Source organism: Nitrospirota bacterium, from assembly GCA_004296885.1.
In the GTDB taxonomy this organism is placed as follows: Bacteria; Nitrospirota; Nitrospiria; order Nitrospirales; family Nitrospiraceae; genus SYGV01.
In genome coordinates this window covers 91,777-111,314 of record SCVN01000003.1, presented here as the reverse complement: position 1 = coordinate 111,314, position 19,538 = coordinate 91,777, and the positions used below count along the sequence as shown (strand labels likewise).

At 61.8% G+C, this 19,538-nt stretch carries 23 protein-coding genes; 13 read left to right on the top strand and 10 right to left on the bottom strand.

Going from position 1 to position 19,538, the window contains the following annotated elements; genetic code table 11:
- Positions 1–63: 63 nt before the first annotated feature.
- Entirely contained in the window at positions 64–390 is a 327-nt protein-coding gene (locus tag EPO61_01955) for a hypothetical protein (GenBank protein TAJ10598.1), read from the top strand.
- On the opposite strand, the gene EPO61_01950 is transcribed toward EPO61_01955, so the two are convergent.
- Positions 378–1,004: a hypothetical protein gene (locus EPO61_01950; GenBank protein ID TAJ10597.1), complete on the bottom strand. Its 627-nt coding sequence runs from the start codon at positions 1,002–1,004 to the stop codon at positions 378–380. The genes EPO61_01955 and EPO61_01950 overlap by 13 nt on opposite strands.
- Positions 1,005–1,361: 357 nt before the next feature.
- Here EPO61_01950 and EPO61_01945 point away from each other — a divergent pair, with 357 nt between their 5' ends.
- The gene (locus EPO61_01945; protein TAJ10596.1) at positions 1,362–2,051 is read left to right on the top strand and encodes a methyltransferase domain-containing protein; all 690 of its coding nucleotides are present in this window, start codon (positions 1,362–1,364) and stop codon (positions 2,049–2,051) included.
- A 202-nt stretch (positions 2,052–2,253) separates the two neighbouring features.
- On the opposite strand, the gene EPO61_01940 is transcribed toward EPO61_01945, so the two are convergent.
- Positions 2,254–3,156 (bottom strand): hypothetical protein, encoded by a 903-nt coding sequence (locus EPO61_01940; GenBank protein TAJ10595.1) that lies wholly within the window; start codon positions 3,154–3,156, stop codon positions 2,254–2,256.
- Between the two features lie 163 nt (positions 3,157–3,319).
- Here EPO61_01940 and EPO61_01935 point away from each other — a divergent pair, with 163 nt between their 5' ends.
- Both EPO61_01935 and EPO61_01930 read left to right on the top strand, forming a co-directional pair.
- Positions 3,320–4,228, top strand: a complete 909-nt coding sequence (locus EPO61_01935) for a pirin family protein (protein TAJ10594.1) — start codon at positions 3,320–3,322, stop codon at positions 4,226–4,228.
- A 25-nt stretch (positions 4,229–4,253) separates the two neighbouring features.
- Positions 4,254–4,664, top strand: a complete 411-nt coding sequence (locus tag EPO61_01930; protein TAJ10593.1) for a VOC family protein — start codon at positions 4,254–4,256, stop codon at positions 4,662–4,664.
- 13 nt (positions 4,665–4,677) lie between these two features.
- Here the strand turns inward: EPO61_01930 and EPO61_01925 are convergent, their stop codons facing one another.
- Positions 4,678–5,712, bottom strand: a complete 1,035-nt coding sequence (locus EPO61_01925; protein TAJ10592.1) for a bifunctional transcriptional activator/DNA repair protein Ada — start codon at positions 5,710–5,712, stop codon at positions 4,678–4,680.
- 171 nt (positions 5,713–5,883) lie between these two features.
- On the opposite strand from EPO61_01925, the gene EPO61_01920 reads away from it, so the two are divergent.
- The 4 genes from EPO61_01920 (at position 5,884) to EPO61_01905 (ending at position 9,283) form a co-directional block, all read left to right on the top strand.
- On the top strand, positions 5,884–6,330 hold the full coding sequence (locus EPO61_01920; protein ID TAJ10591.1) for a VOC family protein: 447 nt from the start codon (positions 5,884–5,886) through the stop codon (positions 6,328–6,330).
- Between the two features lie 86 nt (positions 6,331–6,416).
- The gene (locus tag EPO61_01915; GenBank protein ID TAJ10590.1) at positions 6,417–7,388 is read left to right on the top strand and encodes a sulfurtransferase; all 972 of its coding nucleotides are present in this window, start codon (positions 6,417–6,419) and stop codon (positions 7,386–7,388) included.
- Between the two features lie 37 nt (positions 7,389–7,425).
- Positions 7,426–8,283: an NmrA/HSCARG family protein gene (locus tag EPO61_01910; GenBank protein ID TAJ10589.1), complete on the top strand. Its 858-nt coding sequence runs from the start codon at positions 7,426–7,428 to the stop codon at positions 8,281–8,283.
- Positions 8,284–8,323: 40 nt separating this feature from the next.
- On the top strand, positions 8,324–9,283 hold the full coding sequence (locus tag EPO61_01905; GenBank protein ID TAJ10588.1) for an NADPH:quinone reductase: 960 nt from the start codon (positions 8,324–8,326) through the stop codon (positions 9,281–9,283).
- A 68-nt stretch (positions 9,284–9,351) separates the two neighbouring features.
- On the opposite strand, the gene EPO61_01900 is transcribed toward EPO61_01905, so the two are convergent.
- The 3 genes from EPO61_01900 to EPO61_01890 all read right to left on the bottom strand — a co-directional run bounded on the left by EPO61_01900 (position 9,352) and on the right by EPO61_01890 (position 11,897).
- Positions 9,352–10,311 (bottom strand): hypothetical protein, encoded by a 960-nt coding sequence (locus EPO61_01900; GenBank protein TAJ10587.1) that lies wholly within the window; start codon positions 10,309–10,311, stop codon positions 9,352–9,354.
- Positions 10,312–10,409: 98 nt separating this feature from the next.
- A complete protein-coding gene (locus EPO61_01895) occupies positions 10,410–10,946 on the bottom strand; it encodes a hypothetical protein (GenBank protein TAJ10586.1) in 537 nt (178 codons plus the stop codon).
- A gap of 102 nt (positions 10,947–11,048) precedes the next feature.
- A complete protein-coding gene (locus tag EPO61_01890; GenBank protein ID TAJ10585.1) occupies positions 11,049–11,897 on the bottom strand; it encodes a hypothetical protein in 849 nt (282 codons plus the stop codon).
- A gap of 207 nt (positions 11,898–12,104) precedes the next feature.
- Here EPO61_01890 and EPO61_01885 point away from each other — a divergent pair, with 207 nt between their 5' ends.
- The 4 genes from EPO61_01885 to EPO61_01870 all read left to right on the top strand — a co-directional run bounded on the left by EPO61_01885 (position 12,105) and on the right by EPO61_01870 (position 15,508).
- Positions 12,105–12,791 carry a type 1 glutamine amidotransferase gene (locus tag EPO61_01885; protein ID TAJ10584.1) on the top strand — a complete coding sequence of 229 codons (687 nt, stop codon included), beginning with the start codon at positions 12,105–12,107 and terminating at the stop codon, positions 12,789–12,791.
- Between the two features lie 90 nt (positions 12,792–12,881).
- Positions 12,882–14,057, top strand: coding sequence for an LL-diaminopimelate aminotransferase (locus tag EPO61_01880; protein ID TAJ10583.1), 1,176 nt, complete (start codon positions 12,882–12,884; stop codon positions 14,055–14,057).
- 39 nt (positions 14,058–14,096) lie between these two features.
- Positions 14,097–14,663 carry a 2-amino-4-hydroxy-6-hydroxymethyldihydropteridine diphosphokinase gene (folK, locus tag EPO61_01875; GenBank protein ID TAJ10582.1) on the top strand — a complete coding sequence of 189 codons (567 nt, stop codon included), beginning with the start codon at positions 14,097–14,099 and terminating at the stop codon, positions 14,661–14,663.
- Entirely contained in the window at positions 14,663–15,508 is an 846-nt protein-coding gene (locus EPO61_01870; GenBank protein TAJ10581.1) for a pantoate--beta-alanine ligase, read from the top strand. Before folK ends, EPO61_01870 begins: the two co-directional genes overlap by 1 nt.
- A 28-nt stretch (positions 15,509–15,536) precedes the next feature.
- Here the strand turns inward: EPO61_01870 and EPO61_01865 are convergent, their stop codons facing one another.
- The 4 genes from EPO61_01865 to EPO61_01850 all read right to left on the bottom strand — a co-directional run bounded on the left by EPO61_01865 (position 15,537) and on the right by EPO61_01850 (position 18,707).
- On the bottom strand, positions 15,537–16,052 hold the full coding sequence (locus tag EPO61_01865) for a PilZ domain-containing protein (protein TAJ10580.1): 516 nt from the start codon (positions 16,050–16,052) through the stop codon (positions 15,537–15,539).
- A 322-nt stretch (positions 16,053–16,374) separates the two neighbouring features.
- Complete coding sequence (locus EPO61_01860; GenBank protein TAJ10579.1) at positions 16,375–16,884, bottom strand: PilZ domain-containing protein; 510 nt, start codon at positions 16,882–16,884, stop codon at positions 16,375–16,377.
- Positions 16,884–17,297, bottom strand: coding sequence for a hypothetical protein (locus EPO61_01855; GenBank protein ID TAJ10578.1), 414 nt, complete (start codon positions 17,295–17,297; stop codon positions 16,884–16,886). The genes EPO61_01860 and EPO61_01855 overlap by 1 nt, the downstream gene beginning before the upstream one ends.
- A 30-nt stretch (positions 17,298–17,327) precedes the next feature.
- Positions 17,328–18,707 carry a DNA recombination protein RmuC gene (locus EPO61_01850; GenBank protein ID TAJ10685.1) on the bottom strand — a complete coding sequence of 460 codons (1,380 nt, stop codon included), beginning with the start codon at positions 18,705–18,707 and terminating at the stop codon, positions 17,328–17,330.
- 381 nt (positions 18,708–19,088) lie between these two features.
- Here EPO61_01850 and EPO61_01845 point away from each other — a divergent pair, with 381 nt between their 5' ends.
- The gene (locus EPO61_01845; protein ID TAJ10684.1) at positions 19,089–19,535 is read left to right on the top strand and encodes a peptidoglycan-associated lipoprotein; all 447 of its coding nucleotides are present in this window, start codon (positions 19,089–19,091) and stop codon (positions 19,533–19,535) included.
- The last annotated feature ends 3 nt before the right edge of the window (positions 19,536–19,538 follow it).

The following is a 19,538-nucleotide window of genomic DNA, read 5'->3' as shown; positions in this document are numbered from 1 at the left end:
CGCCGTCTTGCTCAGCCGCCGGCGATCCGCTATCTTGCTGGGTAGCGAGCGAGGCACACGACGATGGCCGACGACCGGCAGACCCAAGCGATCCGCGACGAGTTCCGGGGGCACCTGGAGCAGTTCTATGCGCAACTGAAGCTGGCGCCGCCCTACCACAGCGTGGAAAAAGCCATCGCGCACCTGACCGCTTCGCTCAAGGCGATGGCTCCGGAGGAGCGGGCGCGCGTGGCCTCGGAGCCGGCCTTGAAATGGGCTCAGTACAAGACGGCCTTCGTCGAATCCGGCTTGAGCCAGAAACATCGAGGCATCATCGCCGGCCTTGCCCGTTCCGGCAAGACCGGTCTCCCCGCCGAACACCAGGTCTTCCTGGACGCCTATTTGTCCTGATGGTCTGACGGCTTCTCGAGGGCGGCCCGCAAGTCCTGATAAACCAGGGTCAGCCGGTGATTCTCCAGCCGATAGGCAAAGGCGATCGTGACGAGGCCGAAGGCCAGCACCAACAGGCCGATGCCCAGGATGCCGAGCCCCATCAAAATACCTTGGAGCGACGCCAGGCCTCCGTCGGCCAGGTACAGAACGACGAAGGTCAGCGTGCCGGCTCCCACGGTAAGGAACCACAAGGAGGTCAGGATCGCGGAGCACCAGGGAATCCGCTTGATGCAGGTGACCCTGGTGGTCCGTCCCTCGGGCGCGAATTCCAACGAGGCCTTCAGGGGCCAGGCGGTCCGGAACCGGCTGGGGAGGAAGCCCTGCTGCGAGCGCAGGACGATCCGTCGTTCGGTCGGGAAGCAATGGGCGAAGCCGTTCGGCAGCCTGAGCCGGCCATTGGCGTCGAAGCGCGAGCCGATATCCGCCATGGACGGCCAGGGAGCCTGGTCCGGCGCTCCCGCAATCCGGCATCCGTAGGTGCCGGCCTCCGCCGATTTGCCGGAGAAGTAGAACCAGTCCCCGATCACCAGGGCCAGGAACAGCAGTGCGCCGAAGAATCCCGCCAGGACCATGGACTCACCTCATCCATTTAGCCGCCAAGTCGCGCACGATATCACACCGATCAGGAGATCGGAAGGCGTGGGGGGCGAGCGCAAGGGCGGGGCAAGATTTTCGCCTATCCGACCGTAGGCCGACCGCAGCGATGTGCCGCAGGCTGCGCCTGTGGCGCGGTTGACTCTTCTCCTCAACTTGGATAGAGTAGCCCCGTTTTCTTGTTCAGGCGGGCCTTATCGTTCAGTGTTACGAACTCGGTTTCCCGCCTCGGTTACACCCCCGCGCTGTCTCAGCTCAAGGCCCCGGGGCCTGTCCCGGCGAGCTTCGTCCGGGAGTCGAGTCCTGGGACAAGATTAAACGGGGACGGAGGATGCATGGATCTGGAAAAAGTTGAACGGGTCTACTCGAACTACGCAGGGGTCTACGACCAGATTTTCGGCAGGATTTTCCACGAGTCGCGCGAATCCACGGTCCGCCGGCTGCCCGTCGCACAGGGGGAGCGAATCCTCGAAGTCGGGGTCGGCACCGGCCTGTCGCTGCCGCTCTACCCCAGACATTGCCGCCTGGTGGGCATTGATCTCTCCACCGGCATGCTGGAGAAGGCGAGGGAACGGGTGCGGATGTATGGGCTGGAGCACGTCGAGCTGTCCCGCATGGACGCGGGGCAGATGGAATTTCCGGACGACAGCTTCGACACCGTCATGGCCGCCTACGTGGTGACGGCGGTTCCCGACTATCGCAAGGTGGTGACCGAGATGATCCGGGTCTGCCGGCCGGGGGGACGGATCATCATGCTGAACCACTTCAGCAACGGGAACAAGCTGATCGCCGCGGTGGAAAAAGTGATCTCCCCGCTCTGCAAGCACATCGGGTTCCGGACCGACCTCTCGCTGAATCATGTGCTGGAGGGCACGTCGTTGCTGGTGGCGCGGAAGGAGAAGGTCAACCCGCTGCGGTTCTGGCATCTTGTGGAGTGCGTGAATCGGAAGAACGGGAACGGATCCGGGAACGGCCATGGGAAGGGCAACGGATCTGGAAACGGAAACGGCCACGCTTCCCACTAGTGTTGCGTCCCATAAGTTCCAATGATAATCCGTTTGCCCTGAGCTTGTCGAAGGGCGCGAGCTCTCACGCAATCCGTTCATGGTTCGACAGGCCCGCCCTGAGGAAACCAACCGTCTCCTTCGAGAGCCTCAGGCCGAACGGTTGGTTTCTCGAAGGGCTCACCACGAATGTATTTCCGGGACGCAACACTAGCGCGGCGCGTTACTCTGCCGGTTGCATCCGACGAATGACTTCTCCGGCCTGATCCGGCGCGCCCCGCGGAGCCGGTTGTCCCTCCAACCCGTGCCCCAGCCATTCCTCCCCGCCCATCACCTGATCGCCGGTGAGGCACATGCCCGGAAAGCTGCGGGCGATGAGGTCGGCCAGGGCGATGAACAGCCGGCCGGTCGCACCGTCCTGGGGAGAGGCGGCGCGGAGCGCGATCACAAAGGCGCAGCCGTCGAGAGGCCCGTAAGCCTGAACGAGCACGCCGCCGCTCCGAGGCTGGCCCTGGCTTCCGCGGGGCCGGTACGGCGCCGGCACCAGGCGGCCTTCCCACCGCAACGTCTGGTGTGCCCCGGACGAGCGTTTTCCCGCCTGCCAGGTGCAGGGGACCCCGGCACGGTCCAACTGGTCCAACAGCCATTTCACGGTCGGCAGGTTGCCGGTTGGGGCCTGAAAGGTCCATTCGGTCATCCCGGTGCGGCTGGGACGGCCGGCTCCCGGCACGGAGACTTCTTCCAGCATCGCCTCATCGCAAATGACGTAGAGCTCTCCGTGCGGATCGAACCAAAACCGGAGCCGGCCCCCGGACGTTTCGGCATGGATGGTTCCGATCTCGGAACAGTCCGCCCCTTCCTGCTCGAAAATCGAGAAGTCCGTGGCCCCGGCCATCGTCAGCTTGGCCACGCGGGTGAGGGGATAGAGTCCGGCATCGCCCCGGACCGCCAGGTCGTAGCGGATGATGGCGGTGATGGTGGTGCCCGCCGTGATGTGCAGTCCCGTGGACTCGTCATAGAGCCGCTGCTTGCGGACGTGCAAATCGGTCACCTGGCCGCCCTGAAAGGCGTGGGTATGGTCCAGCAGCCAGGCCAGCTCCTCGCCGGTCTTGATCCGGTACTTCATGGATGCATTCTAGCGGAATCGCGGCCCCAAGAGCCACAAAGCAATGAAAACGTACCGGTTCGGCCCGGGCGGGCCAGGCCCTTGACTTTAGTTCTAGCTAGGACTATCATAAGTTCTCGTGATCGTCGGCCGTAGGCGGTGCGAAAAGGAAGGCAGGTGGGTCATGACTCAACCAACCAGGCAGGCGGCAGCGAAAGAACCAACGATCGGCGGTCGGCCCCGGATCTATTCGCCGGGCTCGACCCATGTCGTCGGAGACGGCTTCCACGTCCGCAATCTGTTCCCGAGCCACGACCTCGACCGAGACGTGAGCCCCTTCTTGATGTTGGATTATGCGGGTCCGACGCACTATCCCCCGACCGGTCAGCCGCGCGGCGTGGGAGAACATCCCCACCGCGGATTCGAGACGGTGACCATTGTCTATCAAGGGATGGTGGCGCATCGAGATTCGGCGGGGAATGCTGGCGTCATCGGTCCCGGCGACGTGCAGTGGATGACGGCGGCTTCCGGGGTCGTCCACGAGGAACTGCACGAGCGGGAGTGGGCGAAACGAGGAGGCACGTTGCAGGCGATCCAACTCTGGGTCAACTTGCCCGCCGCGTTCAAGATGACGGCCCCGCGATACCAGACGCTGGTGAAGGAGCGGATTCCCGTCGTTTCACTGAACGGAGATGCGGGGTCGGTTCGAGTGATCGCGGGCGAGTTCAACGGAACGAAGGGGCCGGCCACGACGTTCACGCCGGTACAGCTCTATGACCTGCGCGTGAAGGCTCGGCATGGAACGACGCTCAGATTTGCGACCGGGTGGAATGTGGCCCTATTCCTGCTCGATGGACAGGTGACGGTGAACGGATCGGAGCCGGCGACCGAGGCGCAGTTGGCGGTGATCGGAAGCTCCGGCGCGCCGATCCTCGTGGAGGCGCAACAGGATGCGACGATACTGGTGATGGCGGGGGAGCCGATCCACGAGCCGATCGCCCGGTATGGCCCGTTTGTGATGAACACGAAAGAGGAACTGGTGCAGGCGGTGCGGGACTATCAGGCGGGCAAGATGGGACATCTGGCAATTTGACGGAAGCGGTGAAGGAGGTGCGCTGATGGCGGTTCACGTCTACGGGTGCAACCATATCGTGATCGAAGTCACCGACGCCCAAAAAGCCGTGAAGTTCTATGCGGACGTCTTCGGGTTGAAGATGCTCCGGGGCGGCGAAGGCGCGGCCTGGTGCAAGCTGGGCGAGCATCAGTTCATGGCGATCTTCGAGGTGGAGCAGCTCCAACCGGATCGCGTCAAGCACTTCGGACTGATGGTGCGGGATGAACAACAGATCCGGGAAGTGCGGCGCAAGCTCACCAAGAAATATAAACTGAAACTGCACCCGGATTTCCGCTGCGACTTCCGTGATCCCTGGGGCAACCGGATTCAGGTGGGCGATCTCAGCGACGAATCGTTGGTGTGGCTGCTCCCCTATCAGGAGGTCCAGAAGGCCGGGATCACGTTCGTCTCGTAAGGCTTCCGCCGCATCACCGGGAAGATGGCGCGAGGCTGCGACGCTCATGCTCGAGCAGCCAGTGCTTGCGCCAGAGGCCGCCGCCGTAGCCGCAGAGCGAGCCGTCGGCGCGGATGACGCGGTGGCAGGGGATGACAAGCGCCAGGTAGTTCATGCCGTTCGCGCGGCCGACGGCGCGACGGGCTTCGGGGCGCCTCAATTCTTTGGCCATCTGGGAGTACGATTTCGTCCGTCCGGGCGGGATGGTGAGCAAGCGGCGCCACACACGTTGCTCCCAAGGCGACCCGGTGAGGACGAGCGGCACATCAAAGGTGAGCTGCTCACCCGCGAAATATCGACGAAGCTGAATCGCTATGGCGTCGAGATGCTCGTGGTTGCCCGGCACAATCGCCGCGTGCAGGCGCTCGCGGAGCGTCAGCAGTTTGCGCTCGAGGCCTCGCCGCTCGACAAAATCGAGCAGGTGCAGGCCCTGATCGTTTGCGAGGGCCAGCATCGTGCCGAGCGGAGTCTCGAACCGGCGAACGAGGAGACAGTCCCTGTCCTTGGCCTTGCTGGGGGGCACGCCGAACATTTTGGTGAATGCGCCGCGGAATGCGCTGGCCGACTCGAATCCCCGGTCCAGCTGGATGTCGAGGAGACCGCGCCCGTTGCGTATGTCGTGCAAAGCAAGACCCATTCGACGGGCGCGATGGTAGGCATGAAACGTTGCCCCAGTGTATGTTTTAAATTGCCGACGGGCCGTCGATGGCTCGATGCCCATCGCGGCCAGGTCCTTGTCGGTCAACCGTCCGGTCGGGTTCCGCTCAATGGCGTCGCGCAAGCGTTCGACAAGGGCGGGAGGGCGTCGCGCAACGTCCATGGGGCGGCATCGTTTGCACGGTCGGTAGCCGCTGTGGAGCGCGTCACTTACGGTGGCGAAGAACTCGACGTTGCGGGGATCGGGTTTTCGCGCAGTGCAGGTCGGACGACAGAAGATGCCGGTGGTGGTCACCGCCGCAAAGAACAGGCCTTCCGCAGCCGGATCACCGGTAAGAAAGGCGCGGAGCATCCGTTTCCTGGTTGGAAGCGTCGCCAAGCCGGTCGGCGGCAACGGGGATACTGCCACCCCGTCCCGAATCGATGTGGATCGTAGCAGCCAGTCTGTCATGCGCACATTCTACAGGATTCGCGATATCCGTCGCCGCCGATATTCAGGCAGAGAATTAGCGGGAGGTCGAACATGAAGGTCCATTATCTCGGTCATGTGGTGTTCTATGTCAGGGATCTCGAACGGTCGCTGTCGTTCTATCGCGATGTGTTGGGATTCCAAGAAGTGGGACGGATCTTCAACGGCGCGGCGGCGGCATTGACGTCGGGACGCACGCACCACGAGCTGCTCCTGATCCAGGTCGGAGACGCACCGGGTCCTCCGGCCGGAAGGCGTCGGGGGCTCTATCATATCGGCATCAAGGTCGGCGACAGCTTGGACGAATTACGCGCGGCCAAGCGCGAGCTGGAAGCGGCCGGCATCACGATCGGCGGCATGAGCGACCACACGGTCAGCCAGAGTCTCTATCTCCACGATCCGGACGGCAACGAGGTGGAGCTTTATGTGGACGCCGACGCATCGGTGTGGAGGAATAATCCGGGAGCCGTGTTGTCGCCGATCAAACCGCTCCGACTTTAAGAAAGACGTGGGGTTGTTCGTCGGTTTGCCCTCGGCCCGCGCCTATGGGATGATGCGGCCGATCCTCTTGCTCTGGGGAATGTTCCATGAATGAAGCCAGTGAATTCCTGCTCCACCATGGCGAGTCCGTCCTCTTCTGGGTGGTCTTTGCCGAGCAGATCGGGCTGCCGATCCCCGCTATTCCCCTGCTTATCGCGGCCGGCGCGTTGGCCGGCGCCGGCACCATGAGCGCCTGGGCCGCCGTCGGTCTCCCGATCCTCGCGTCGCTCGGGCCCGATCTGTTTTGGTATTACCTGGGCCGCCACCGAGGCGGTCGGGTCCTGAGCTTCCTCTGCCGCATCTCGCTGGAGCCGGATTCCTGCGTGCGCCGGACGGAGCAGATGTTCTTTCTGCACGGTGTCCGCACTCTCATCATGGCCAAGTTCGTGCCGGGTTTGAGCACGGTCACACCGCCGCTGGCCGGCATGTTCCACATGAGTCTGCGGCGCTTCCTCCTCTACGACGGCCTGGGCGCGTTCCTCTGGGCGGGTGTCTGCGTGGGCCTCGGGTATCTGTTCAGCAGCCAGTTGGAGCGGCTCGCCCTGCTCCTGGCCCAGGCGGGGGCCGCCTTCCTGCAAGTGCTCGTCGGCGCCTTTGTCGCGTACCTGGGCTACAAGGTGTTTCAGCGGCAGCTGTTCTTGCGGGAACTGCGGATGGCGCGGATTACGGTGGACGAACTCCGGGAACGGCTGGAGGCAGGCGACGAGGTGACCATTGTGGATTTGCGGCACCCCATGGACCTGGAGGTCGATCCGCACATGATCCCCGGCGCCCGGCACATGCCGATGGAGGAACTCGAGCAGCGCCACCATGAGATTCCCCGCGATCGGGACATCGTGCTCTATTGCGCCTGCCCCAACGAAGTGACCAGCGCCAGGACGGCGCTCATGTTGAAACGGAAAGGCATCACGCGGGTCCGGCCCCTGGAAGGCGGCATCGACGCGTGGCGCGAGCGCAACTATCCGGTCGAAGCCAGGCCGGCGGCGACGACCGCCCCCACGGTGGCGATACGCGGCTGATGACCAGGCCGTCGCGAATGCATACAGGAGGAAGCCCATGAGCGAAACGCAGATCATTTTGGTCACGGGTGCCACGGGACAACAGGGAGGGGCGGTGGCCAGGAGCCTGTTGCGCCGAGGCCAGAAGATCCGCGCCCTCACCCGCAATCCGGCCAAAGCGGCCTGGCTGGTGCAGGAAGGCGCCGAGGTGGCGCAGGGCGATCTCACCGATTCGGCTTCGCTCCGGGCGGCGCTGCAGGGGGTGCAGGGCGTGTTCGCCATGTCCACGCCCTTCGAAGCCGGGATGGACGAAGAGGTTGCGCAAGGCACGATGCTGGCCGATCTGGCCAAGCAGGCCGGGGTGCGACACTATGTCTATACCTCGGTCGGCGGGGCCGAGCGCAACACCGGCATTCCTCATTTCGACACCAAGTGGCAGGTGGAGCAGCACATCCAAAGGATCGATCTCCCCGCCACGATTCTCCGGCCCGTCTGGTTCATGGAAAACTTCGGCACCTTTTGCCGCCCCTTCATCCTGCAAGGCACGCTGGCGCTCCCGATGAGACCCGACCGGAAGCTGCAGATGATTGCGCTCCAGGACATCGGCGAGTTCGGGGCGGCCGCCTTCATGCGGCCCGATGACTTTCTCGGCCAGGCGATCGAACTGGCGGGAGACGAACTGACCATGATCGAGGTGGTGACGTACCTGTCGCGCACCATGGGGCGCCCCATCCGGTTCCAACAAGTCCCGGACGACCAGGCTCCGGCCGCCTTCGGGGACGATTTGGCCGCGATGTTCCGGTGGTTCAACGAACAAGGCTATCAGGGGGACATCGAGGAACTTGAGCGGAGGTACGGCATCCCGCTGACGAAATTCACGGAAGTGATTGCTTCGGCCGACTGGGCCAGGGAATAATCATCGGAAACGCCCCCGACCGAAGCCCGAGGAGGAACGCATGAAGGCGATCAGAGTCCATCAATTCGGCGAACCGGACGTCATGAAGCTGGAAACCGTGCCGGATCCATCGCCGGGTCCCGGCGAAGTGCTCGTACGGGTCAAGGCCGCCGGCGTGAATCCCGTAGACACCTACATCCGGGCCGGCTCCTACGGGAAGCTGCCGATGCCCTATACGCCGGGCCTGGACGCGGCGGGGACGGTGGAATCGGTCGGCGTGGGCGTAAAGGTCTTCAAGGCGGGCGATCGTGTCTATACGTCGGGCACCCTCACCGGCGCCTATGCGGATAAAACCCTCTGCAAGGTCGAGCAGGTACATCGGCTCCCGGACAAGGTGACCTTCGCGCAAGGGGCCGGGATGAATGTGCCCTATGCGACGGCCTACCGCTCGTTGTTTCAGAAAGCGCGGGCCAAAGGCGGAGAGGTCGTCCTCGTCCACGGCGCGAGCGGCGGGGTCGGAGTGGCCGCCGTGCAGATTGCGCGGGCCGCGGGCCTGATCGTGATCGGCACCGCCGGGTCCGACCGGGGGCTGGCGCTCGTTAAGGAGCAGGGCGCCCACCATGTGTTGGACCATCGGAAGCCGGACTACCTGGCCCAGGTGATCGGACTCTCGGATGGGCGTGGGGTGGACGTCGTCCTGGAGATGTTGGCCAACGTCAATCTGGGGAAGGACCTGACCATCATGGCGCCGGGCGGCCGTGTGGTCGTGATCGGGAGCCGGGGCTCGGTCGAGGTCAGCCCGCGGGAACTCATGGTGCGTGATGCCACCGTCCTCGGCATGGTCCTCTTCAATGCGACGCCTTCGGAAACCGCGAGCATCCATGCGGCTCTGGTGGCCGGGCTGGAGAACGACACCTTGCGGCCGGTCACGGGACGGGAGTTGCCGCTGGCCGAGGCTCCGCAGGCCCACAAGGCGGTGATGGAGGCGGGAGCATACGGCAAGATCGTGTTGATTCCGTAGCAGCCTGATAGGTATGACGAAACCCCTGCTCGGACTCGAGTGGGGCTGGCGTCTTGTTAGATGTGGATCTAACTCGGGCCAGATTGGAATCGGTCGATATTCTGGTGATAGAGGGCAACCACCTCCTGATCATCAAGGTATTTCAATGCAAGTGGAAAGATTACGTTGAATGCGACGGCTTGAAGCACAAGTGCTTCCGTCTCATATTTCTCTTGGCGCTCAGGGTGCCAGATGCCCTTGCGACGCTGGGTGTGGTGATGGAGAAATCCGCGGAGTTCCACAATGTGCCGTAGGTAATCATCGGGGGATTTGCAGCGGTACTTCAACTCGTAATCGTGTCGTACCCGCTGCTCATGGACGACGGCGGGACCAGGGTCTCGGAGTGCCCTATCCACTGCTTCGCGCAAGCCAGGAGAAGTTTTGAATTCATTGAGAATTGCACCCTTCTTTGTTTGGCCATTTCCGAATGCCGTCTCGAGCACAAAGTAAAGGTCATAAATAGCCTCGATATACTGCTTCTCGAAAATGTCGACCAGAGAACGGCGGAAGAAGTTGAGGGGGATCTCAATTTCATGAGCTTTTTCGGCTGCGAGGACGGAGCGTGCAAGTAGATCGAATGGTAATAGGGGCATGGAACGTGGATCGGGTTCAGTATATCCACTTTTGAAGGAATGAATATGGAGAGCTGCTCGCTCTTCTTCGTTCTCGGCTATCCATTCAAGTTCGGGTTTCTGGACATCGATCGAGCGCACACCGAATAGAGACAAGAGCCCCTGAATCGTATAGAGCTCGAACTGAATGAACGGTAAGTGAGGTGCTTTCAGGTTAACAAGTGCTGCAACACCTGGCTTGGGGCTCATGGTTGTCATTGGCCAGTCGTCTCGGTTGGGAATGTTGACAGTCGCCGTAAGGTGCGTTAGCAGTCCATCATGGGCCTCAAATTCCCATAGATAGAAACGGGATTGAATTGGAAGTAGCGCCTGAGGCCGAACTCGACCGTAGATCTTGAAGCGATGCTTGCACTTCACGGTGTCTCCGCGGGTGTGCCTAAATCCTAGGTTAACCAGCGTGCAGCTTGCGGAGCATTTCGACAGAAGCAGTGATTAAAAGACATGCCGCAAGCGTGCTATGTGATCTCCCATAAGCACACAACACAGCACACTTGGTTGACAAAATCACGATCTAGCGTTGAAAAAAAGTCGAATTGACTTTTGACGCGAGCAACTTTTTTAGGCGGTGAAAGGCAAGATTCGATATTGGTAATACGCGGATCTTCGTGCAATTTTTCTGGCCAAGCATCAACGAGAACACAGAAAAAGCGGTGATATTTATTACCGTCGAGATCAGCTAATTTAGTGAGGTCTTGTAGATTCCTGTCAATATTTCCCCTCCGTTTAAATTCAATGACCAAGCCCTTTTGTCCTTCGACCTCATAAACCAAATCCGATGGACCTCCCGATCCAACTTTCGTTTCAGGCAGCCACCTGACCCTGTCTGAGCCAAATAGAGACGTTGCATTTACAGCAATCGCTTTACCTACATTGTAGACAAATGCGCGCTCTGGCAAGAAAAAAATACCTTCGCCTACGTTGAGAAGAGCAATGTTCTCGCGAAGAGCCACATCCAGCACAAGGCGATAAAGGCGTAATGGATCAAGAGGCATAAAAAAGTGACGAACTTGAAATGGGTATTCTTATATAAGGGATGCTTGCCAGCCCAGGATATATTATTTGAGAACCAGGGTAGTCCTCTAGCCCAGACTCTGTCAACGAATTGTACTAGGAGAGTCGTATAAGCGATCCATATCTTGCCCGGTAATGAGCCACTTCTCGAGTAACTTCTTACTCGCAGAATCAGCATCAATGAGGTGCTTAACCGGTGGGAACAGCGAGCTGTAGGCGTCGAGAAAATGACTCATGAGAGAGAGGCCGACCCCAACATGTAACTCGCCTAGTTTGTACTGTACATCTTTGCCTTCGGCCTGCCCAACTTGAAGTGCGCTAAGATAACCTGAGTGTGTATACGATGACAGATAGGCGTAGAGCCCGACAAAATAGCGTTTACTTGAACCTGTGACCATGGCGATCTCTTTCCAGGTTTTCCCGAGCTTCCATCTACCTTTAAGTACATCTTTCTGCCGCTTCACTGGCAGTCCAATGAAGGCTGGACTCTGTTCGATTCGGCTGCGAAGTTCTTGGATTTGGATCGTTTCTTGTTCGAGACGTTGCTTTCCTTCTTGAGAAATCGGAGGAAAGCGTTGCCTATCCAAAAGTCCACCAAGCTTCCATACTTGACATCGAAAGCAGCGTTCCTGCGCAGCTTTGGGAACAGCGAAGATGAAATAGAACGTTAAATAGGTCTCGTAAGCAGTCCGTGCGAGTACGGCGGATGAAGCGAAGTCGAAGAAATGGATTCTTTGACCAGTAAATTCATCTATTCGGGTTCCAGAACGAAGATAGAGGAGGGATGCAAGATGCATGAACAGCTTCTGGGCGAGGTGCTCTGCTTCGACCATCCAGGTTTCTTCGACGGAGGGCTGCTTCCCAGCCATCGTCTGGACGGCTCGCATGTATAAATCAAGCAAGGCCTTGTAGTCGGCGATTTTGTCACTCATTTCTAATACACATGAACCTGAGATAGATGAGTTGATAAGGGGGGCGTTTCTAGAAAACTTGGACCGAAGGTAGCTCCGTTACACCGAACTGTCAATTAGTTGCCTGGTGGAATAGGTCAAGATGTCCACCTCATACAACGTCGTGTGCTATTGACGGCCCATCATCCCCTGTGTTCTTGTAATCCCTCATTCATTTTTGAGGGAACCATGAAGCGCGCGATCTGCCTTCAACATGTCGCCTTCGAAGGGCCCGGGGCCTTTGCCGATCTCCTGGTCGGCAAGGACTTCATCATTTCCAACCACCTGGTCCCCAAGGTCGGCTTGCCGCCCGATGCGGGGGATGTGCTGCTCGTGATGGGCGGCCCCATGTCGGTCAACGATCCGGAACCGTGGATTGAGACGGAGACGGCCTTCATCCGGGAAGCGGTGGAGAGCGGAACGCCGGTGCTTGGGGTCTGTCTGGGGGCGCAGTTGCTGGCCAAGGCGCTTGGCGCACAAGTCGCACCGGGGCCCGGGGTAGAGATCGGCATGACGCCGATACACGTGACCGACCAGGGCCGTGAGGATCCGGTCTTCGGGACGTTGCCCGATCCGTTCGAGGTGTTCCAATGGCATGGCGAGGCCTTCGACCTGCCCGACGGGGCGGTGCCCCTGGCCTCCTCCTACTTGTTCCCCTTGCAGGCCTTCCGGTTCGGGCTGCAAGCCTACGGAGTCCTGTTCCACCTGGAAATGCAGCGGGACGGCATCGAAGCCCTGTGCCAGGAATGTCCGGAGGACGTGACCAAGGCCGGCCAGGACCCTTCCTCCCTGCTCAGCCGCGCCGAGCCGCATCTGCCCCGCTTGCATTCGATCGCCGAGCGGCTTATCGCCCACCTCACAGCGCCCGTCCATTGATTGCGGCCCTCCTCCTGAAGTAACCTAGACGCTCCAGCAGCCAAGAGCTGATGGCTGATGGCAGATAGCAAGCTAACAAAAGGAGCAAGAATGGCCGGATTTCCGATTGAGTTCGCGGGCCGGATCAAGACCCTGCCGCCCTACTTGTTTGCCGCCATCGACGAAATGAAGCAGAAGGCGATCGCGCGGGGCGTGGATATCATCAACCTGGGCATCGGCGACCCGGACCTGCCGACACCGAAGCCGATTATTGATGCGCTCAGCCGCGCCGCCGCCGATCCCAAGAACCATCAATATCCGTCCTATGAGGGAATGCTCGCGTTCCGCAAGGAAGTGGCGGACTGGTACAAGCGGCGGTTCAATGTCGCGCTGGACCCGGCCTCCGAGGTCCTCACGTTGATCGGGTCCAAGGAAGGCATCGGCCATATTCCCCTGGCTTTCGTGGATCCGGGCGACATTGTCCTAGTGCCGAGCCCCGGCTACCCGGTCTATCCGGTGGGGACCGGCTTTGCCGGCGGGATCTCGCACCTCATGCCCCTGGAAAAGAAAAACGGGTTTCTCCCCGATCTGAACGCAGTTCCCAAGGACGTGGCCAAAAAAGCCAAGCTCATGTTCCTGAACTCTCCGAACAATCCGACCTCCGTAGTCATGAGCAAGGACTATTTCAAAAAGGTGGTGGCCTTCGCGCAGGAACATCAGGTGATCGTCTGTCACGATGCGGCCTATTCGGAGATTTTCTACGACGGCAAGCGGCCGGCCAGCTTCCTGGAGGTTGACGGAGCCAAGGACGTCGGCATCGAGTTCCACTCCCTCTCCAAGACCTACAACATGACCGGTTGGCGCCTCGGCTTCGCGGTGGGCCACAAACAGGTCCTGACCGGGCTGGGGAAGGTGAAGAGCAACCTGGATTCGGGCGTGTTCCAGGCCGTGCAGGAAGCGGGCATCGCGGCGCTGCAGTTGGATGACAACGTGACCGACGGGCTGCGCAAGGTGTATCAGGAGCGCCGGGACGTGCTGGTGCCGGGGCTCAAGAAGCTCGGCTTGGACGTGGACCCGCCTCCAGCCGCCTTCTACGTCTGGGTGACGGTGCCCAAGGGCTATACCTCCGCCTCGTTCACCGCGCACTTGCTGGAAAAGGCCGGGATCGTGACGACACCGGGCAACGGGTTCGGCGCGCCGGGCGAGGGTTACATCCGTATGACCGTCTGCACGACGAAGGAACGGCTGGCGGAGGCGGTGGAACGGATTAAGAAAGCCGGATTTTAGCTATCAGCCTTAGCCATCAGTCATAGGCTCTGACAAACGATGTCACGCGAGATCGTCTACATCGGTTTCGGATCGAACCTGGGGAACAGGCTGGATTTTTGTGATCGCGCGGTCACGCTTCTGAACCTCCTGCCGCACTCCCTTGTGACGGGAGTCTCGTCGCTCTACGAAACGGAGCCCCTGCCGGAGAATAACCCGGGTCCCCAGTGGTTTCTGAACGGCATCGTCCGCCTCGAAACAGACCTCGCGCCGCGGAGCTTGCTGGAGGTCTGCCGTGAAGTGGAGAAGTCATTGGGGCGGGACCAGGACGATCGAAGCGGACCCCGCACATTGGACCTGGACATCCTGCTCTATGGCGCCCGCGTCATCAACGAGCCTGGCTTGATCGTGCCTCATCCCCGGTTGCACCTCCGGCGGTTTGTTCTGGAGCCACTGGTGGAATTGACGCCGGACTTGCGGCACCCCGTGCTGAACGAGACCGTGGCGGAGTTACTGGCTTCGCTCGACGATCGCTCGGTCGTGCGCAGACTCGACCCGCAACCCAGTTTGCGCTATGGGAGCCGTCCTTCCTGCAGCTCCGCAGCCGCGGCGAAGGATTCCGCCTGATGCGCATCATCCGATCGGTCCCGGCCATGACCATGTGGAGTCTCGGCCTCCGGCGTGAAGGGGTCGGCGTCGGGATGGTCCCCACCATGGGGGCGTTGCATGAGGGGCACCGGTCGCTGATTCGCAAGGCGCGCTTGTCCTGCGAAGCTCTCGTCGTCAGTCTCTTCGTAAACCCGAGCCAGTTCGGCCCCGGCGAGGATTACGCCAGATATCCGCGGATGTTCAAGGACGATGCGGCGCTCTGTCGCCGCGAAGGGGTAGACGTGCTGTTCGCGCCTTCCGCCGCCGCCATGTATCCGACCGGTTTTGAAACCGAGGTGGTCGCCGGTGCTGCGGGGCGACGATGGGAGGGGGTCGTCCGGCCCGGCCATTTTGACGGCGTGGCGACGATCGTCACGAAGCTCTTCTCGATCGTCCGGCCGGACCGGGCTTTTTTCGGACAGAAGGATTTTCAGCAATCGGTGATCGTGCAGCGGTTGGCGGAAGACCTGAACCTCGGGGTGAAGATCCTCGTCTGCCCGACGGTGCGCGAAGCCGACGGGCTGGCGATGAGCTCGCGGAACCAGTACCTCACCCGGGCGCAGCGACAAGTCGCGCCGGTGCTCCACGACGCGCTCCAGGCAGGGCGGACGGCCATCCTGCGGGGCATCAGGTTCGGCGCGCAGGTCGCGCGCGCGATGCAGCACGTCGTGGAGCAGGAACCGGGCGTCCGGGTGGACTATCTGGCCTGCTGCGACCCGCGGACCCTGGAACCGCTCCCGCGCATCACCAAGACGGCCGTGCTCCTCGGCGCCATCCGCCTCGGCCGCGTCCGGTTGATCGACAATCTGTTGGTGACATTGTAACCGCCGATAGGCGGGGTGAGTGCGGAGCTCAGCAGCGGCCCACGGCGAGGAGGCCTTTCACGAACAGCCCAAGGCGGTGTTTTTCTCTCGGCTGAAACTGCAGAAATTCCAACCCCACGATGCGCGGACGGATCGAACGCACCACGGCGCGATCCACCCGGATCGGCAATTGATCTTCCCAGGTCTGCATCTGTAGCCGCAGGACCGTCCCCGCCTCCAGCGGCACGTCGGTTTCCAGTCCGCATCCGCCCAACGACAGGTCCGTGAGGACGGCTTCGCCCTGTTGACTGGGCGGCCCCCCCTCGTCCGTCGAGAACCAGGCCGGGCAGCGGATCTCAAATCGTTCATGCTGCCGGCGGTCGCCGGACGGAGTCTCCTTCCGATAGCGACGTCCCCATTCCAGGCTGCGGAAGCGGGAACTGCAGACCTCGCACCGGTAGGGGTAGATATAGGCGGTGCTCAACAGATTCTCGAGCAACCCCCTGCGCGGCGTGCGCCGCACGGCCGTTGCGTCGCACTCTGGACAGTGTAAGCCCATAGTCATTCCCACTACCCTTCTCGAGGCCTCCCGTACGCCAGGGTTGAGTAACGGCGCTCCTTCTCCAAATACGGTGCCGGAGACCGATTGGATTTGTCCGGCCGGCACGTAGCCCTGTCGGACGGGTCGGGGTTGCCTCTTTGTGTATCGGTCGCGATCCCGAGGTCCTTGAGCCGGCAGGTCTTTGGACGAACGAACTGGCGTTGGAGGGCCAAGAAAATGAGGAACCAGGCGATACGCAGCGGGTAATCGAGGTGTACGTGCCCCTGTACTCGGATCGGGGTCAATCCAGAGCCCCCGTGCTTCATCGGATGGACGGGGCTGCTCGTTAGCGTCGGCCTCGGTTGATGAGGAAGAGACTTTGCACGAACTGGCCGAGGCGCTGCTTCTCTGGCGGCTGGAATTCCAGAAACTCTACTCCGATGACCCGTGGACGGACGGCTCGGACCACGGCGGGCGTCACGTGGACCGCCTGCTGATCCTCCCAGGTCTGAATCTGCAACCGCAGCAGCATGCCGGGCTCAAGCATGGACCGGGTTTCAAGCCCACAGCCTCCCATCGACAGATCCGTCACGGTGGCGTCTCCTTCCAGGTCCGGTCCCCGAGTCTGACTGACGGAAAACCGAGCCGGGCAGTTGACCGGGAACCGCTCGAGCTGGCGCTGGTCAACGTGTTCTTTTGTGTAACGGTGTCCCCAGGCCAGAGCACGAAAGCGGCAGGTGCAGAGCTGGCAGCGGAAGGGATAGACGCAGATAACGCTCAAGACATGCTCGAACCACCCCTGCCGATGGATTCGCTGCGTATAGCGTTGCTTGCAGTTGGGGCACCGCGGCTCCATCAGGCCTCTGTCCGTCTAGCCTGCTGCATGGGTCGGACGGCCGGCTCTTGCGCGGCCAGGATGGGCTGCAAGTCGGCGGGCGAATAGCCGGGAGGCTTGACCCACTTGCCGTCCGCCCGCTTGTGGCCCCCGACTTTGCTCATGTTCGACCGATGGACTTCCCGGAAGACCGGCTCCATGTCGATGCCGCAGGACACCGCCGTGCCGTATACCACGTACAGCAGGTCCGCCAGCTCCTTGGCCACGGCGGGGACATCCGGCCGGCTCAGCGCTTCGCGCAGCTCGTCGAACTCTTCCTGGATCAACCGGAGTCGGAGCGAGCGCGTGCCCTCGTCGGGCAAGGCCGGGGCTGCTCCGATCATGATCTCGAACCGGCGATGAAACTCCTCGACCATTCGTTGCGCCTCGGTCATGCGCGATCCTTTCCATTCATAAGGTGCCTGTCATTCTGAAGGTGGTGCGGATCTCGGGACTGAATCGATCGGCTCGAGCCGGGGCAGGTCTTTGTCGGAGGCGATTCCCAGCTCCTTGAACTTGCGGGCCGCCGGCAGGACGCGGGTCTCGATCGAGCCCACAGCCTTGTTGTACGCCTGCACGCTCTTGGCGAGCGATTGCCCGATATCGTCCAAATGTTCGGTCAGGACCGCCATCCGGTCGTACAAGTCTTTGCCCAATCGGCCCGCCTGCTGCGCGTGCTCGCTCAGTTGTTCCTGCCGCCAGCCGTAGGCGCCGGCGTGCAGCAGCGCGATCAGCGTGGTGGGGGTGGCGATCAGGACGCTGCGGGACAGCCCGTCCTCGATCAGCTTGGGATCCTGTTCGAGCGCCGCCCCCAGGTACTGTTCGCCCGGCAGGAAGAGGACGACATATTTCGGGGTCTGGGGAAATTGCGACCAGTACGCTTTGGCGCTCAAGTCTTCCATGCGCGACCGCACTTGCGCCGCGTGCTGCCGCAGAAAAGCCAGCCGTTGCGTCTCGTCTTGCGCGGCGTGGGCTTCCAAATACGCGGACAAGACCGCCTTGGCGTCCACGATGATCTGGCGATCGCCCGGAAGGTGCACCACCATGTCCGGGCGGAGACGCCCGTCGTCTCCCTCGACGCTCACTTGCTCGGTGAAGTCGCAATGTTCGACCATCCCGGCGAGCTCAGCCACGCGCTTGAGTGTGATCTCGCCCCAGCGGCCCCTGACCGTCGGGGCGCGCAGGGCCTTGACCAGGTTGCCGGTTTCCTGCTGGAGCTTCTGATGGGAGTCCGCCAGGCTTTTGAGGTGCTGGTCCAGTCCGCCGTAGGCCGACTGACGTGATTGTTCCAGGAGATGAATCTGGGACTCGTAACGCAACAGGGCTTCTTGCAGCGGTTTCACCATCTCATCGATGGCTTGCTGGCGCTGCGACAGGTCGCCCTTCGCTTCGGCATGGAGCCGTTCGAACGACGTCCGGGCGAGGGAGAGGAAGGCTTCGTTGTTGGTCTTCAGGGCCTCGCCCGACAGGGCCTTGAAGGCTTCGGCCATTTCGCCGCGGGCCTGGGAGAGCAGCGCCTTCTGCTCCTGCAAGCTCTTGAGCGCCTCTTCGCTGCGGGTGTCCGCCGCCGTGCGCGCCTGCTGGGCGCTGGCAAGCTGGTCACGCAGCCGGGTCAGTTCCGCCCGCTCCTCTTCCGTCTGCTTTCGGAGTTCCTCGGCGGAGGCTTCGGCCCGTTGTGTCCGCTCGGCTGCTTCGATCAGTGTCGCGTGAGATTCGGCCCGGAGGCGCGCGCTGCTCCAGAGCCAGGCCAGCAGCCCGCCCAGAATCAGGCCGGTCACGAGTCCTGCTGCGGCTGTCGCGATCATCGAAAAGTCCGTCATCCCCTGCTCCCCGGGCACTCACCGAAGCTGGAGGCAAGGGTACGGGAATCGCCCAGGCGCGTCAAGGAACCGACTCCCGTCAACCGGCCCGACGGGCAGGGGGACTTTCCACTAGCAGGCAACGGATGCCTGTGGTAGATATGGTTCCCATATCGCGGCTCGCAGCAACGCTTGTCCTCCACGGCCGGCTTGATGTTGAGGTGTACGATGCCGAAAGCGAGAATCCCCCTGGTCGGTTTCATGCGTCTGAGCCTGCCCGTCTGCCTGCTCTCGTTTCTGATCGCCGGCTGCGCCACAAGCGAAAACCAAGCCGATGTGTCCGTCGCCGCACCACCCGTCGAAGCGCCCAAGGTGCAGGAGAAGCAGATGGAAGCCCAGGCGCCGCCGGCGCCGGTTGAGGAAACGCGTGTGGCTGAACCTGAGGCACCCCCGCCGCCGCCTCCGCCCCCTCCCCCGTCTCCACCTGTCGTGCAGCTGCCGGAGCCGTTGGACCTCTACTTTGACTATGACCGCGACGCGCTCAAGCTGAGCGACGCGGATAAAGTCGCACTGAGCGAGATTTCGGAACGGCTCAAGAAGAACGCCGAACAGGCGGTGGCCATCGAGGGCCATTGCGATGAACGAGGCACCAGCGCCTACAATCTGGCGCTCGGCGAGAGACGGGCCAAGGCGGCGAAGCAATATCTGGAAAGTCAGGGCGTCTTGGCGGCCCAGATCCAGACCACCAGCTTCGGCAAAGAACGGCCGGTCTGTACCGACCACAGCAAAGCCTGCTGGCAAAAGAACCGTCGGGCGCACGTCCGGGTGCAGTAACGC

Bases quoted from the DNA above. Each gene is read 5' to 3' on its own strand.
- EPO61_01925 (TAJ10592.1), bottom strand. From the start codon at position 5,712: ATGCTCCGCGCCTTTCTTACCGGTGATCCGGCTGCGGAAGGCCTGTTC.
- EPO61_01885 (TAJ10584.1), top strand. From the start codon at position 12,105: ATGAAGCGCGCGATCTGCCTTCAACATGTCGCCTTCGAAGGGCCCGGG.
- EPO61_01910 (TAJ10589.1), top strand. From the start codon at position 7,426: ATGAGCGAAACGCAGATCATTTTGGTCACGGGTGCCACGGGACAACAG.
- folK (TAJ10582.1), top strand. From the start codon at position 14,097: ATGTCACGCGAGATCGTCTACATCGGTTTCGGATCGAACCTGGGGAAC.
- EPO61_01880 (TAJ10583.1), top strand. From the start codon at position 12,882: ATGGCCGGATTTCCGATTGAGTTCGCGGGCCGGATCAAGACCCTGCCG.
- EPO61_01870 (TAJ10581.1), top strand. From the start codon at position 14,663: ATGCGCATCATCCGATCGGTCCCGGCCATGACCATGTGGAGTCTCGGC.
- EPO61_01850 (TAJ10685.1), bottom strand. From the start codon at position 18,707: ATGATCGCGACAGCCGCAGCAGGACTCGTGACCGGCCTGATTCTGGGC.
- EPO61_01935 (TAJ10594.1), top strand. From the start codon at position 3,320: ATGACTCAACCAACCAGGCAGGCGGCAGCGAAAGAACCAACGATCGGC.
- EPO61_01955 (TAJ10598.1), top strand. From the start codon at position 64: ATGGCCGACGACCGGCAGACCCAAGCGATCCGCGACGAGTTCCGGGGG.
- EPO61_01855 (TAJ10578.1), bottom strand. From the start codon at position 17,297: ATGACCGAGGCGCAACGAATGGTCGAGGAGTTTCATCGCCGGTTCGAG.
- EPO61_01940 (TAJ10595.1), bottom strand. From the start codon at position 3,156: ATGAAGTACCGGATCAAGACCGGCGAGGAGCTGGCCTGGCTGCTGGAC.
- EPO61_01890 (TAJ10585.1), bottom strand. From the start codon at position 11,897: ATGAGTGACAAAATCGCCGACTACAAGGCCTTGCTTGATTTATACATG.
- EPO61_01865 (TAJ10580.1), bottom strand. From the start codon at position 16,052: ATGACTATGGGCTTACACTGTCCAGAGTGCGACGCAACGGCCGTGCGG.
- EPO61_01895 (TAJ10586.1), bottom strand. From the start codon at position 10,946: ATGCCTCTTGATCCATTACGCCTTTATCGCCTTGTGCTGGATGTGGCT.
- EPO61_01945 (TAJ10596.1), top strand. From the start codon at position 1,362: ATGGATCTGGAAAAAGTTGAACGGGTCTACTCGAACTACGCAGGGGTC.
- EPO61_01930 (TAJ10593.1), top strand. From the start codon at position 4,254: ATGGCGGTTCACGTCTACGGGTGCAACCATATCGTGATCGAAGTCACC.
- EPO61_01950 (TAJ10597.1), bottom strand. From the start codon at position 1,004: ATGGTCCTGGCGGGATTCTTCGGCGCACTGCTGTTCCTGGCCCTGGTG.
- EPO61_01905 (TAJ10588.1), top strand. From the start codon at position 8,324: ATGAAGGCGATCAGAGTCCATCAATTCGGCGAACCGGACGTCATGAAG.
- EPO61_01920 (TAJ10591.1), top strand. From the start codon at position 5,884: ATGAAGGTCCATTATCTCGGTCATGTGGTGTTCTATGTCAGGGATCTC.
- EPO61_01845 (TAJ10684.1), top strand. From the start codon at position 19,089: ATGGAAGCCCAGGCGCCGCCGGCGCCGGTTGAGGAAACGCGTGTGGCT.
- EPO61_01915 (TAJ10590.1), top strand. From the start codon at position 6,417: ATGAATGAAGCCAGTGAATTCCTGCTCCACCATGGCGAGTCCGTCCTC.
- EPO61_01860 (TAJ10579.1), bottom strand. From the start codon at position 16,884: ATGGAGCCGCGGTGCCCCAACTGCAAGCAACGCTATACGCAGCGAATC.